Raw genomic sequence first — 12,875 nt, forward strand, 5'->3', positions numbered from 1 at the left:
ATTGTGCGCCCTTTTTATAGGCGCACTTTCTTCAAATGGAGATGATTGTTTTGCCTACCCTATCACACTTTTTTCAGACGCTGATTGATTCTAGAGGTATTTTCTTAGAAGGAATGCTGATCACCTTACATCTGACGGTGATCAGCATCTTCATCGGTATGTTCATCGGGCTTTTCTTTGCTTTATTGAAAATATCCCGCATAGCCGTTTTCGGTTATATCGCCAATGCCTATATCTTTCTTGTGCGCGGAACACCACTTATTGTTCAAATTTTCATCCTATACTTCGGCCTCACAGAATTGAATATACCCGACTTCTGGGCTGCTTCCATTGCGCTCGCCTTTCATAATGGGGCCTATATAGCCGAAATATTTAGAGGTGCTATCCAATCCATCGATCAGGGGCAAAAAGAGGCAGGACGCTCTCTTGGCATGGGTCGTTTTTTAACAATGAGGCGCATCATTCTCCCGCAAGCGATGCGGCGTGCCCTCCCCCCTCTTGGCAACCAGTTCATTATCGGCTTAAAAGATTCATCACTCGCCGCCTTTATCAGTGTCAATGAACTATTTAACGTCGCCACCACGCAAGGCTCCAACAGTTTTGATAATATGACGTATTTACTTGTTGTCGCCGTCTATTACTTAGTTCTTGTCCTGCTGTTAACATTCGCTGTCCAAACCTTTGAGAAGAAACTATCAGCCAGTGACCAATAGGAGGAGAAGCATGACAGAATCAAAGGAAATCATTCGTGTTGAAAAACTCAATAAATACTTTGGAGAGCTTCATGTTTTAAAAGATATCGATCTCACTGTTTATGAAAATGATGTGGTCGTCTTAATTGGCGCAAGCGGTTCTGGAAAAAGCACCTTGCTCCGCTGTATGAACTTTTTAGAAATAAAAAATGATGGAGATATTATCATTGATGGCAGTCCTGTTCATCCAAAGCGCGATCAATTAAACGAAATGAGACAAAAAATAGGAATGGTGTTTCAGCATTTTAATCTTTTCCCGCACAAAACTGTGCTTGAAAATATCATCGAAGCGCCTGTTATGGTGAAAAAAACAAAGAAAGCACAAGCCATCGCTGAAGCCAGCGCCTTGCTAGAAAAAGTCGGACTTGCGGATAAAGCCAACGTATATCCTTCTAAACTATCAGGCGGCCAAAAACAGCGTGTAGCCATAGCCAGATCTCTCGCCATGAAGCCTGATGTCATGTTATTTGACGAACCTACATCTGCCCTTGATCCAGAGCTTGTAGGCGAAGTGCTGCAAACGATGAAAAGCCTCGCAAAAGAAGGCATGACCATGGTCATTGTCACACATGAAATGGGCTTTGCGAAAGAAGTTGCCGATCGTGTCGTCTACATGCACGAAGGCCGTATCGTCGAAGAAGGCGTCCCTTCGGAATTGTTTGATTCTCCTAGGGAGGAACGTACAAAACTGTTTCTCAGCTCCATTTTATAGGTCAAACGCCCTTCATTTTTAGTGCTTAACTTACGTTTTTTCTCATTTTTTACGAATTTTTCATCCATTTATATTGAACTTAACCAAAAAACCATGTCAGATAAACTTACATGTATATGTTATATATGACTTTTCTCTCTATAATGAAGAATTAAGAAAACAATAATTCTGAATGATTCGGGGGAATGCAGCATGCAAATGGGTGATACAGTATTTATGTTCTTCTGCGCACTACTCGTGTGGTTAATGACACCGGGTTTAGCTTTATTCTACGGAGGACTCGTGAGAAGTAAAAACGTGTTAAGCACAACCATGCACAGCTTAACGTCACTAGCGATCGTTTCAATCGTATGGATCGTATTCGGTTATTCCTTAGCTTTTGCACCAGGCAATGCATGGATCGGAGGATTAGACTGGGTGGGCCTGAAAGGCGTAGGCTTTGAGCCTGGTTCCTATAGTGAGACCATTCCACATTCATTGTTCATGATGTTTCAAATGACCTTTGCCGTCTTAACAACAGCCATCATCTCAGGGGCCTTTGCTGAACGGATCCGCTACTCAGCAGTCGTTGTATTTACACTCCTTTGGGTCACATTTGTATACGCTCCAGTCGCACACTGGGTATGGGGCGGCGGTTGGATTGGCGAGATGGGTGCACTTGACTTCGCAGGCGGAAACGTGGTTCACATCTCATCCGGTGTTGCGGGTCTTGTCGTGGCGATTGTGCTCGGGAAGCGTAAAGAAGCGGCAAGCTCTTCTCCGCATAACTTGATCTACACCCTTCTTGGCGGAGCTGTCATCTGGTTTGGCTGGTTTGGTTTTAACGTGGGTAGTGCTCTTACATTAGACAGCGTGGCCATGTTTGCCTTTATTAACACCAATACAGCTGCTGCTGCAGGAATCATCGGCTGGCTGTTAGTAGAGTGGATGATCAACAAAAAACCGACCATGCTCGGCGCGATCTCTGGAGCCATCGCAGGTCTTGTCGCCATTACACCTGCCGCAGGCTTTGTTACACCGTTTGCTTCTATTATAATAGGAATCATTGGCGGGATCGTCTGTTTCTGGGGAGTCTTTTCACTCAAAGCCAAATTTGGCTATGATGACGCACTAGATGCATTCGGCCTTCACGGAATTGGCGGTACTTGGGGAGGAATTGCAACAGGACTTTTCGCCACAACTTCTGTCAATGACGGCGGAGCCAATGGCTTATTTTACGGAGATCCCAGCTTACTTTGGAAGCAAGTGGTCGCGATTGTTGCCACGTACGCTTTTGTTGCCGTTGTGACATACGTGATCATCAAAGTGGTCAATGTCTTCTTCAAAATTCGTGCAACCGAAGAAGAAGAATCAGTGGGTCTTGATCTAACCATGCACGGTGAAAAAGCTTATCAAGATTAAAGAAAAGGGGTGTCTCTATGAGCAAAATGTATAAAGTGGAGATTGTCACACGTCCAGCTAATTTTGAAACATTAAAGGTGGAGCTTGGAAAGATTGGTGTCACCTCGATTACCTTTTCAAATGTACACGGCTGCGGCTTACAAAAGGGACATACAGAGCTATACCGCGGCGTCAAAAAGGAAAGCAACGTGTACGAACGATTAAAGATCGAAATCGTCCTAAGCAAAGTACCTGTCGAACAGGTCGTTGAAACAGCTCAAAAGGTACTGCGTACAGGCGAACCAGGGGATGGGAAAATTTTTATATATGAGGTAGCGAATACAATCAACATCCGGACAGGTGAAGAAGGACCTGCCGCCCTATAGTGTATCCTCCGCCGAGTGGCGGAGGATCTTTTTAAGCAGAAAAAACCTCTGCATATTCATATACACAGAGGACCTTGTAAGTCATTAAGATTGTTTTGTTTCTTCTGACTGACTGCTGTCTTTAGAGGAATCAGAAGACTTTTCTTGATCAGAGGATTTCCCCTTCTCATCAGACTTTTCTTCAGATTTTTCTCCAGCTGGCTCTTTGGCTTTATCTTCAGCAGCAGGTTCTTTCGTTTTTTCCTCAGTCTTTGGCTGAGCAGGTTCTTTTGCTTGTTCCGTCACTTCTTGCGCTGCTTTTTCAATTGTAGAAACAGGCTTGTCAATGAAGCTAAGCGGATTAAGCGCTAAACCTTCCATACGAATTTCAAAATGCACATGGTTGCCGCTTTCAGCACCATATAGATTTTTACCAGAAGCACCAATGACATCATTCTGCTTGACTTCATCGCCTTCTTTGACACTTACTTGTGACAACGATTGATAAACAGTCGATAATCCATCTTCATGTTCAATTTCAACAACGTGACCAAGAACTGGATCTTTTTTCGCTTGAACCACTGTTCCACTAAGAGCAGCTGTGACATCAAACACTTTGCCATCTTTATCTGCAAGATCAATACCTTTGCTCAAGGTATAGGTGTTATTATAGTTTACAAGTGCTGCTTCTTTTTCTTTTTGGTCAGCATCTGCTTCATAGAACTTTTTCACGACAGAAACATTATCAGAATTCTGGACCGGCATTGCGACATTTTCAATTGGCTTTCCAACTTCAACGGCATCATCGCGCTGTTCTTGCCCTGTTTGATTTCCATCAGATAGTTGGTCTTTCACATCTTTTGATACAGCTTGATACCAAAGAACGGCTGTTAACACGACCGCTGCGCTGACCAAGTAAATAGCAGGGAATACCCAGCGCTTACGGAAAAATTGCTGAACTTTTGTGATTTTGGAAGTACGTTTCTTTTCTTCCTCTCTCATTTTTCATCACCTCAGCAACATTCTGAACACTTTTCAAAAAATATATACACACGAAATCATTTTTCTTTTTATTTTGCGCAATCGCATCAATAATATGTATGATAAATGAAAAAAAGATGGGAGACTTAATTGTGAAAACTTTCAACCGTATAGCAACAGAAGATGACCTCAAAGCGATCGTTGATATCTACAATTCAACCATTGCTTCAAGAGAAGTGACCGCAGATACAGAACCAGTTTCTGTCGAGGACCGCCGGCAATGGTTTTTGAATCATTCCGAGAAAAGACCTCTCTATGTGAAAACAGATGAGGATGGAAATATCTACGGCTGGCTCAGCTTTGAAACCTTTTACGGAAGACCTGCATACAACGGGACCGTTGAAATGAGTATCTATTTAAACCAAGACTATCGAGGAAAAGGCTTAGGATCACTTTTCTTGCAAGAAGCCATTGATTTAGCACCCTCATTAGGCATTCGAACGTTACTTGCCTTTATTTTCGGGCACAACGAAGCCAGTATTCGACTATTTAAAAAGCACGGCTTTGAGACATGGGGCCACCTGCCACGCATCGCAGAAATGGACGGCAGCAGATACGATTTAGATATCCTAGGAAAAGAATTATAAAACGAGCGTCTCCCTGAAAAAGAGACGCTTTTTATGACGCATGTAACAGCTGTTCAAACTGTTTCGCATTTTGAAGAGATTTTCTTTGCAGAATGATACCATGTTCATCAATGAGAATCGCTTGTGGAACAACTGTTACCCCGTATAGCTCCATGATTTGTGAAGAACGAGTATACACAGCCTGGGACGGCAGCAATTCAAGGATCTGCGTATCATCCCCCTGTTCATCCCCATTAATAAAAATGAATTGAGTATCATCAACAGCGATTTGCTGCTGCAAGTCTGCTAAAATGCTTTTGCACGTCATACAAGTAGAGTTCACAAATAACAGCATCACAGCACTCCCGCTTTGAAAATATTCCTTCAAAATGACCTTCTCCCCTAAATGGGAATAGCTTCGAAATAACGGTGCAGGATCCCCCACATCCGCTTCCTTTAATTCAATTCCATCAAGGGTTTTGATTTTATTCATAAATTTTCCGATAAAACGAGCGAGCAAAAATATCACAGCCAGCTGAGCAATGACAATGAATAACACAATAATCAATAGAATATCTGTCATTTCACATCGTCTCCTTCTATAAATAATTCAAATTGATTGATCCATTTTCTTTTAAACATTAAGACTTCTTGACCCACCGCTATTATGAAAGAGACAGCCACGGCAATGAGAAAACAAATGATGTTATATTGCCATGGAATGGTTTCTGCATAGGGATGCACATAAAACAATCCGATCACAAGAGCCAGCATCGACACATTGCGAATCACAATTCCCCAGTGAAGGCGTTCATTATCAAGCAGTCCACCACAGCCGCAAGAAATATCACGATGTCCTCTCAATAAATTGAAGGTCACCGCTCCAGTATAAATACTTAAAAGTGCTGTAAGACCAATCGCAGGTACAAGAGTCATATGCCATACGAATAAAAAAACAGTACAAACCAATTCTACAGTTAAAAACAAATAAAACATGGGTCCCGTGAAAGAAGAAGGCAGCAGCCGATAAGCATTCATCTGCTGCATATGTGCCGTCTGTTTTTTTACTTTATCAAGCCAAGCACCAGCAAAAATGATACCTAATAAATAGACACCTATGTAATAAAAGACACTCACCTTACGCCATCTCCTTTTGTTGGAATAATTGAGATTGTGCCTCGTAAAGCCTTTTGTACTCTCCATTTAACACCATCAGTTCATCATGGTTCCCCTCTTCAACGAAAGCACCATCTTTCATTACGATTATACGGTCTGCTAAACGGGCTGCTCCCATTCGATGTGTGATAAACAAGACACCCTGATCCTGCGTGTGATCGAATAGCTTTCGAATGAGTGAAATTTCCGATAGTGGATCAAGAGCAGAAGTTGGTTCATCTAAAATGATAAAATCACTCTCTCTAAAGAAGGTTCTAGCCATCGCGAGCTTTTGCCATTGTCCGCCAGACAGTTCATGGCCTTCTTCAAAAAATCGGCCAAGCTGCGCATCATACATTTCTTCCATTTGATGAATTCTTTTCTCTATGCCTGCTTGCCGTGCAGCTGAGATCATCCGCTCTCCCTCGTCCATATGATCAATACGGCCAAACCCGATGTTTTCTTTCACAGTGAACTCGTACTTCATAAAATCTTGAAAAAGAACAGCCATTCTCGCATGATATGACTTTTTATGAATAGTAGAAATGGACTCACCGTTCACTTTTTGCATGTTCGGCTGATCTGGATCATATAAACCGGTCAAACATTTGATCAAGGTGGTTTTACCTGATCCGTTATCCCCCACCAATGCAATACGTTCACCTTTATTGATATGAAAATGTATATGCTCAATGGCAGGTGTTTTCATATTCGGATAAGTAAAAGAGAGATTTTCAAGTGTAATGGACTGAATACACTCGATTTTTCGAAGCGATGCTCCTTCTTCTGTCTGCTCATGAATTTCTTCTTCTCTCTTTTGAAAAGCTCTCATTTCATCAACATAAAGACTTGTTTCATATAAACTAGAACATTCTCTTGTTAAGTCTTGAAAACCACTTTGGATGTTTTGCACCGCTTGCAGCACAGCGACAAATGTCCCGGCAGCTAATTTTTTTTGAAAAATAAGAAAGACAATAAAAAGACCGCAGCATACATAGGCAAATGTCATAAGCAATCCGCCCGCCATCTCCCAGCGGACTTGCCGCTTAAGCAGTTTATATTTTTCATCTGCACTTTTTACATAATGATCTTTCCATTTCTGAAGAAGATAATTCCCGATTCCATATAAACGGATTTCCTTCAATGAATCCCGTTGTGCGACAAGATCGGACACATACATTTCTCTTCTGTCATTGGCTGTTAACATACGGTTTAATTGATAACGCGCTCCTCCAAAGAAAAGCTCAATCCACAAGACAGGCAGGGTAAACACGATCAGAATGACCGCCAAGCCCCAATGGATACCAATCATATAGATAAGAAGTGATACAACAGTAATCAATGCGCTCATGATGGTAAAGATACTTCTAACCATGCTCAGAACATGCTGATGACTGTTCATCACACGTTGACTTTCATTGTAAAAAGACGGGTGTTCAAATGTAATAAACGGCAGCCTGATCGCCTTTTGAAGCAATTCACCCTTCAAATGCAAACCAATCAAATTTGTCGCTTTCTGCTGGCTAAGCTGAAGAATGAATTGAAGCCCATATCCTAAAACCACAATGACCATTTGCAGCCCAAATAACCACAAAACCTTTTGAATGTCTCCTGAAGACGTCATGAATAAAATAATTTCATTAATCAAAGTTTGAATAATCCAGACACTAGCTAAAGGCATAAAACCAACGATCACTTGGATCAACAAGGTTAAAAGAAGATAAGATCGGCTTCTTTTCCAAGTATAGGAGATTGCATATAAACAATGGTTCACTGTACTCATCAAACGCTCCACCTTACACCATTTAGTATAATTGACATATTTTTGATATTTATATTATGATAGCTTTGCGTAACTTTACTCTGAGAGGACGATATACGATGAATTCAATCCTACTTTTACAGCTCACTCTTATTCTTTGCAGCCTATTATTAACGATCGGAGTCATCATCTATTTAAAACAACAAATGGAACTGATCATCTTACCGATACAGCATGTTGGACAAAAACTTGTGCATCCGCTGCTTGAAAAACCATCACCTATTCCAGTGAATGATTTACTGCAAACCAACAACAAGCAGCAGCTACTTATTTTCACTGATACATCATGTCCGCATTGCATCCCATCACTTGAACAATTCCTAGAAACGAAAAAGCAGCGTAAATTGGACGTTTCATTTAGTATTTTGCTAAAGAATGGGCAAAAAGAGGATCAAGAATTATATCGTGATAATAAAACCAACATGCGAATTATCCCTGTGGACGAGCAAATGATAGACGCATTCCAAATTGAAGAATTTCCTTATTACATTATGGTAGAAGATGAAATCATCTCATACGCAGCACCTTTTCCGGATGGTCTTTATTCAAGGATATCTGCAAAATAAAGATAAATGAGGCATGTGAAGACTATCAAACACATGCCTCATTTTTTTATTGTGGATCTGACTGAACATCTTGATCTTTTTCTCCTGCAGCAGCTTCACTCGCTTCACCTGAAGCCTGTTCCTCAGCTTGTTCAAACTCACTCCGAGCCTCATTTGAAATGTCTACTTGGTCACCATGCTCATTCACAGTAACAGACGAAGAAGACGTCTCTTTTTGAGCCTCTTTCTCTAGTTCCTTTAATTTAGAAACATGAAGTTCTAAATCTTTTCCTTGCTGAACTAGAGTAAGTTGTTGAAATAATGCCTTTCTCTCTTCTGGAGAATGGTCACCTTGAACAATTTGAGCCGCTTGGGTTAAAAAAGAATTTGACGTTTGACCCGCTTGACGTCTATTTGACGTCTGCATAGCATTTGTTAAGAATGAAATTGAAGATATGCTCATGCGTTCACATCCTATTAAATATGATCCTTAGATTAGCAGCCACATCTAACGCGTTCTTGACTAGTACAAATCTCACCTGTGTCACGATCCACGTAGTAACGGAAAGTTCCAACACCTTGAAGGAAACAAGTCGGTGCTGATTTACATGAAGTGACTAATTTTTGCAAAATACATCTTGCAGCTGCAGGTTGAACATTGGTCATCTTGTTTAAGAAACGATCTAACATATGAATTCCACCTTCCAATTTTTATGGTAACACAACACAATAATAACCAATTACTAGACAACTAACAACATATTTTGATAAATTAACTAATTATTTTTTACTATCAATCTTATTTACGACATAATTTGTTGATAATTTTTATAGTAAATGTTACTTTTTTCTTATTTGAAAATAATTTATTTATCTGTAAATAATGAAGTGAAGATAGAAACATTTTAATTAAACAACATTCACTCTTCCTAAAGCACTACTTACTCAAGTATGATAAAGAGTGAATACATAAAGGAGTGAACACCATTGCAACAAACTGAGAAAATCATTCAATCTCTTCATTCAATCGTAAAGTGGGGAAAGGTTGGTAGTATCTTTCTCTATATTTCAGGCGGTCTGGCTATTCTTATTGGTTTTTGGCTTGTTCTTCCTGCAGCCCTTGGCGTCTTCCTCATTATGATGGGAATTCATGTACAAAAATCTGTAAAAGCAGCTGAACACTTGATTCAGGCTCCAGATACTTCTTACGAAGAATTATTAGAACAGTACGCTAAGATGATGAAAATGCAAACACTGTTTGCCATTTCAAGTATTGCCGCAGTTATTCTTTCATTCATTGCTATCGTTTTGATACTTATACTAGGCGGGTTAGCCTTCCTTCAAGAAATTCCTTATGATGTCCAGCAGTATGAAGGTGATTACGAACAAGAACTCGGTGACTTTTATTAATGGAGAGGGGTATCAATAGTCATTCGATACCCCTTTTGTTTTTATCATTTGACTTGGATCATTCTCCTATGCTTGACATTCAGTCTTGATCATTTTAAAATACAAATCGTAACTATTACGAATTAAAGGAGGATCCTATTACTTATGCGCGTGAATATTACGTTGGCCTGTACTGAAACAGGTGACAGAAACTACATCACAACAAAAAATAAAAGAACGAATCCTGACCGATTGGAGTTAAAAAAATATTCTCCTCGATTAAAGAAATATACCCTTCATAGAGAAACAAAATAAATTTTTTAGATTATAAATCGTAATGATTACTTTTTAAGTGAGGCGGAAAACAAAATGATCGTTTTCAAAAGGACAAAAACAAATGAATAAGCGTATACCTGTTACAGTATTAAGCGGCTTTTTAGGAGCAGGAAAAACAACGATATTAAATCATGTTCTTCAAAATCGCAAAGGATTAAAAGTGGCTGTGATCGTCAATGACATGAGCGAAATTAATATTGATGCAGAACTAGTCAAACAAGGCGGCGAGCTTTCTCGATCAGATGAGAAACTCGTTGAATTATCTAACGGCTGTATTTGCTGCACTTTGAGAGAAGACTTGTTAATCGAAGTAGAACGCCTTTGTAAAGCGGGTAATATTGATTATATTGTCATTGAATCAACCGGAATTAGTGAACCAATTCCCGTCGCTCAAACGTTTTCTTATATTGATGAAGAAATGGGTATAGATTTGACCCGCTTTTGCCGTCTAGATACGATGGTCACAGTAGTAGATGCAAATCGTTTCTGGACTGATTTCCAGTCAGGAGAGAGTTTATTAGATCGTAAAGAAGCGGTTTCCGATGACGACGAGCGAGAAATTTCCGATTTACTCATTGATCAAATTGAATTTTGTGACGTGCTTATTATCAATAAATGTGATCTAGTATCTCCCTCTGAATTAGATCGACTTGAGCATGTGCTGAACAAACTACAACCAGAAGCATCTATCATCAAAACCTCAAAAGGTATAGTACAGCCACATGACATTTTGAATACTGGTTTATTCGACTTTGAAAAATCAAGTGCCTCTGCTGGGTGGATCAAAGAAATCAACGCAGGACATGGTCAGCATACACCGGAAACAGAGGAATACCAAATTTCATCTTTTGTTTACGAAAGAAGACTCCCTTTTCATACCGGCAGACTGAATGCTTGGTTAGATCAAATGCCTGAGCAGATCGTTCGTGCGAAAGGTTTTACTTGGCTTGCCACACATCATGATTTAACCATTTTAATTTCACAAGCTGGGAAATCTGTTGCGATTGAACCAATTGCATACTGGATTGCTGCTTTGCCTGAACAAGAAAAAGCACGGATATTAAATCAAGAACCAGAGCTTCTAGATGAGTGGGACGCAGAGTTTGGTGATCGCCATACAAAACTTGTGTTTATCGGTGTAGATTTGCCTAAAGCAGAAATCATTCGTACTCTTGATCAATGCTTGCTCACACCTGAGGAATTTGATCAAGATTGGACTACATTTGAGGACCCCTTTCAATGGAAAATACAAAATTAGGCCAGGAGGGTTTTAATTGGCAAAGAAATCTAAGATTGCTAAAGAAAAAAAACGACAGCAGCTTGTATTGAAATATGCAGAATTAAGGAAAGAGTTAAAAGAAAAAGGTGACTATGAAGCTTTACGAAAATTACCTAGAGACTCTTCCCCTACCCGCTTAAAAAACCGCTGTGAATTAACGGGCCGTCCCAGAGGTTATTTACGAAAATTTAAAATGTCTAGGATTGCTTTTCGTGAGCTTGCCTATAAGGGTCATATCCCTGGAGTGAAAAAATCGAGCTGGTAAAGAATGATTTGATCTTATCACAGCACTCGTAAAAGTAAAGCAGCACACAATGAGGGAAAATCTATTTTCCAATCTTATCTCAATCTTTTTGAGGTGTAAAATAGCAATTTAAAAACCAGCAGAGATTCTGCTGGTTTTTTTAGTGACTGAGTTCATAAGATAAAAAGACCTGTTTTCAAAAAAGGATTTTCAACCACGATTATGACATTTTCTCTTCTTTTCAAAAATACATGATCATGATACTTTATTGTCATTACCCACCGATGTATGACATCTCAACCTTTTTCTGATCTTTTTTCTGCTCTCTCTCGGCTGAATATTGGTCATGTCTATTCGACCATAATTCCATTAACCTGTTCGTTAATTCTTCATTATCTTTTGTCGTACGAATCATCTGTTTCAGATCAAAACCCGATGATGCAAACAGACATGTAAATAATTCCCCCCGTGCAGACAGCCTTGCTCTGTTACATGTTCCACAAAAAGCATCTGAAACGGAAGAAATAATGCCTATCTCTCCTGAACCATCTTTGTAAAAAAATCGTTTGGCTACTTCACCTGTATATTGAGGAGGTTCTGGTTTGATAGGATATGTTGAATCAATTAATTCAATTATTTCTTTCTTTGTCATGACATGTTCTAGATTCCATTTATTCGTATTACCAACATCCATAAATTCAATAAATCTGAGAACGTGTCCTTCTTTTTTGAAGTAAGCTGCCATTGGTAAGACATCCTGATCATTCACACCTTTTTGAACAACCATATTAATCTTGATAGCAAGTCCAGCCTTTTTTGCAGCCTCAATACCATCAAACACTTTTTGGATAGAAATATGCCTTCCGTTCATTTGCTTAAAACGGTCGGGATTTAATGAATCTAAACTAATGGTGACTCTATTAAGACCAGCTCTCTTCAACTGATCAGCATATAAAGGTAAAAGCGTTCCATTGGTTGTCATCGCAATGTCTTCAATCCCTGGAATGTTTGCGAGCTTTTCTATTAAGACAGGCAGATCCTTCCGCATTAAAGGTTCTCCGCCCGTGATGCGTATTTTTACCACACCTAGGTTCTTTACAAAAAGGGTAGCAAGTCGTTCAATTTCTTCGAAACTAAGCAGTTCTTCTTTTTTCAAGAAAGGATAATCCGGTCCAAAAATTTCAGCAGGCATACAGTACGTACATCTAAAGTTACAACGATCAGTTACTGATATTCTTAAATCGCGCAATGGTCGATGTCTTTTATCTAAAATACTGACCATACTTTGC

The 12,875-nt window shown here is 39.7% G+C and carries 16 protein-coding genes; 10 read left to right on the top strand and 6 right to left on the bottom strand.

Features of this window, described 5'->3' with window-relative positions; translation table 11 throughout:
• Positions 1 to 35: 35 nt before the first annotated feature.
• From NSQ76_RS18000 to NSQ76_RS18015, 4 genes are all read left to right on the top strand, one after another.
• Positions 36 to 713 carry an amino acid ABC transporter permease gene (locus NSQ76_RS18000; protein ID WP_341055243.1) on the top strand — a complete coding sequence of 226 codons (678 nt, stop codon included), beginning with the start codon at positions 36 to 38 and terminating at the stop codon, positions 711 to 713.
• A 10-nt stretch (positions 714 to 723) separates the two neighbouring features.
• The gene (locus NSQ76_RS18005; protein WP_034622553.1) at positions 724 to 1,464 is read left to right on the top strand and encodes an amino acid ABC transporter ATP-binding protein; all 741 of its coding nucleotides are present in this window, start codon (positions 724 to 726) and stop codon (positions 1,462 to 1,464) included.
• Between the two features lie 192 nt (positions 1,465 to 1,656).
• The gene (locus NSQ76_RS18010) at positions 1,657 to 2,865 is read left to right on the top strand and encodes an ammonium transporter (protein ID WP_024426325.1); all 1,209 of its coding nucleotides are present in this window, start codon (positions 1,657 to 1,659) and stop codon (positions 2,863 to 2,865) included.
• A gap of 17 nt (positions 2,866 to 2,882) precedes the next feature.
• A complete protein-coding gene (locus NSQ76_RS18015; RefSeq protein ID WP_024423704.1) occupies positions 2,883 to 3,230 on the top strand; it encodes a P-II family nitrogen regulator in 348 nt (115 codons plus the stop codon).
• 84 nt (positions 3,231 to 3,314) lie between these two features.
• On the opposite strand, the gene NSQ76_RS18020 is transcribed toward NSQ76_RS18015, so the two are convergent.
• Positions 3,315 to 4,211 (bottom strand): peptidoglycan DD-metalloendopeptidase family protein, encoded by an 897-nt coding sequence (locus tag NSQ76_RS18020; RefSeq protein ID WP_034281210.1) that lies wholly within the window; start codon positions 4,209 to 4,211, stop codon positions 3,315 to 3,317.
• A gap of 116 nt (positions 4,212 to 4,327) precedes the next feature.
• Here NSQ76_RS18020 and NSQ76_RS18025 point away from each other — a divergent pair, with 116 nt between their 5' ends.
• Entirely contained in the window at positions 4,328 to 4,837 is a 510-nt protein-coding gene (locus tag NSQ76_RS18025; RefSeq protein ID WP_029706351.1) for a GNAT family N-acetyltransferase, read from the top strand.
• Between the two features lie 31 nt (positions 4,838 to 4,868).
• Here NSQ76_RS18025 and NSQ76_RS18030 read toward each other — a convergent pair whose 3' ends face one another.
• The 3 genes from NSQ76_RS18030 to NSQ76_RS18040 are packed head-to-tail and all read right to left on the bottom strand — an operon-like array spanning position 4,869 to position 7,754.
• Complete coding sequence (locus NSQ76_RS18030) at positions 4,869 to 5,399, bottom strand: TlpA family protein disulfide reductase (RefSeq protein ID WP_034622549.1); 531 nt, start codon at positions 5,397 to 5,399, stop codon at positions 4,869 to 4,871.
• The gene (locus tag NSQ76_RS18035) at positions 5,396 to 5,953 is read right to left on the bottom strand and encodes a MauE/DoxX family redox-associated membrane protein (protein WP_034622547.1); all 558 of its coding nucleotides are present in this window, start codon (positions 5,951 to 5,953) and stop codon (positions 5,396 to 5,398) included. Before NSQ76_RS18035 ends, NSQ76_RS18030 begins: the two co-directional genes overlap by 4 nt.
• A 1-nt stretch (position 5,954) precedes the next feature.
• A complete protein-coding gene (locus NSQ76_RS18040; protein WP_024423709.1) occupies positions 5,955 to 7,754 on the bottom strand; it encodes an ABC transporter ATP-binding protein in 1,800 nt (599 codons plus the stop codon).
• 98 nt (positions 7,755 to 7,852) lie between these two features.
• Here NSQ76_RS18040 and NSQ76_RS18045 point away from each other — a divergent pair, with 98 nt between their 5' ends.
• Positions 7,853 to 8,359, top strand: a complete 507-nt coding sequence (locus NSQ76_RS18045) for a hypothetical protein (RefSeq protein WP_025093903.1) — start codon at positions 7,853 to 7,855, stop codon at positions 8,357 to 8,359.
• A gap of 46 nt (positions 8,360 to 8,405) precedes the next feature.
• On the opposite strand, the gene NSQ76_RS18050 is transcribed toward NSQ76_RS18045, so the two are convergent.
• A complete protein-coding gene (locus tag NSQ76_RS18050) occupies positions 8,406 to 8,801 on the bottom strand; it encodes a hypothetical protein (RefSeq protein ID WP_024423711.1) in 396 nt (131 codons plus the stop codon).
• Between the two features lie 524 nt (positions 8,802 to 9,325).
• Between NSQ76_RS18050 and NSQ76_RS18055 the strand changes: the two genes are divergently transcribed.
• From NSQ76_RS18055 to rpsN, 4 genes are all read left to right on the top strand, one after another.
• Positions 9,326 to 9,748: a DUF5362 family protein gene (locus tag NSQ76_RS18055; protein ID WP_024426331.1), complete on the top strand. Its 423-nt coding sequence runs from the start codon at positions 9,326 to 9,328 to the stop codon at positions 9,746 to 9,748.
• 144 nt (positions 9,749 to 9,892) lie between these two features.
• Entirely contained in the window at positions 9,893 to 10,042 is a 150-nt protein-coding gene (gene rpmG / locus NSQ76_RS18060; RefSeq protein WP_024423713.1) for a 50S ribosomal protein L33, read from the top strand.
• 82 nt (positions 10,043 to 10,124) lie between these two features.
• Positions 10,125 to 11,321, top strand: coding sequence for a GTP-binding protein (locus NSQ76_RS18065; RefSeq protein WP_025093901.1), 1,197 nt, complete (start codon positions 10,125 to 10,127; stop codon positions 11,319 to 11,321).
• A 16-nt stretch (positions 11,322 to 11,337) separates the two neighbouring features.
• A complete protein-coding gene (gene rpsN, locus NSQ76_RS18070; RefSeq protein ID WP_025093900.1) occupies positions 11,338 to 11,607 on the top strand; it encodes a 30S ribosomal protein S14 in 270 nt (89 codons plus the stop codon).
• A 253-nt stretch (positions 11,608 to 11,860) separates the two neighbouring features.
• Here rpsN and moaA read toward each other — a convergent pair whose 3' ends face one another.
• On the bottom strand, positions 11,861 to 12,868 hold the full coding sequence (moaA, locus tag NSQ76_RS18075; RefSeq protein WP_034622546.1) for a GTP 3',8-cyclase MoaA: 1,008 nt from the start codon (positions 12,866 to 12,868) through the stop codon (positions 11,861 to 11,863).
• Positions 12,869 to 12,875 lie beyond the last annotated feature (7 nt).

The organism is Bacillus sp. FSL M8-0256 (assembly GCF_038005765.1).
In the GTDB taxonomy this organism is placed as follows: Bacteria; Bacillota; Bacilli; order Bacillales; family Bacillaceae; genus Bacillus; species Bacillus safensis.

Excerpts from the sequence above, each read along its gene's own strand:
- NSQ76_RS18030 (WP_034622549.1), bottom strand. The coding sequence starts at position 5,399 with ATGACAGATATTCTATTGATTATTGTGTTATTCATTGTCATTGCTCAG.
- NSQ76_RS18015 (WP_024423704.1), top strand. The coding sequence starts at position 2,883 with ATGAGCAAAATGTATAAAGTGGAGATTGTCACACGTCCAGCTAATTTT.
- NSQ76_RS18050 (WP_024423711.1), bottom strand. The coding sequence starts at position 8,801 with ATGAGCATATCTTCAATTTCATTCTTAACAAATGCTATGCAGACGTCA.
- NSQ76_RS18010 (WP_024426325.1), top strand. The coding sequence starts at position 1,657 with ATGCAAATGGGTGATACAGTATTTATGTTCTTCTGCGCACTACTCGTG.
- moaA (WP_034622546.1), bottom strand. The coding sequence starts at position 12,868 with ATGGTCAGTATTTTAGATAAAAGACATCGACCATTGCGCGATTTAAGA.
- NSQ76_RS18005 (WP_034622553.1), top strand. The coding sequence starts at position 724 with ATGACAGAATCAAAGGAAATCATTCGTGTTGAAAAACTCAATAAATAC.
- NSQ76_RS18025 (WP_029706351.1), top strand. The coding sequence starts at position 4,328 with ATGGGAGACTTAATTGTGAAAACTTTCAACCGTATAGCAACAGAAGAT.
- NSQ76_RS18045 (WP_025093903.1), top strand. The coding sequence starts at position 7,853 with ATGAATTCAATCCTACTTTTACAGCTCACTCTTATTCTTTGCAGCCTA.
- NSQ76_RS18020 (WP_034281210.1), bottom strand. The coding sequence starts at position 4,211 with ATGAGAGAGGAAGAAAAGAAACGTACTTCCAAAATCACAAAAGTTCAG.
- NSQ76_RS18000 (WP_341055243.1), top strand. The coding sequence starts at position 36 with ATGGAGATGATTGTTTTGCCTACCCTATCACACTTTTTTCAGACGCTG.
- NSQ76_RS18065 (WP_025093901.1), top strand. The coding sequence starts at position 10,125 with ATGAATAAGCGTATACCTGTTACAGTATTAAGCGGCTTTTTAGGAGCA.
- NSQ76_RS18040 (WP_024423709.1), bottom strand. The coding sequence starts at position 7,754 with ATGAGTACAGTGAACCATTGTTTATATGCAATCTCCTATACTTGGAAA.
- rpmG (WP_024423713.1), top strand. The coding sequence starts at position 9,893 with ATGCGCGTGAATATTACGTTGGCCTGTACTGAAACAGGTGACAGAAAC.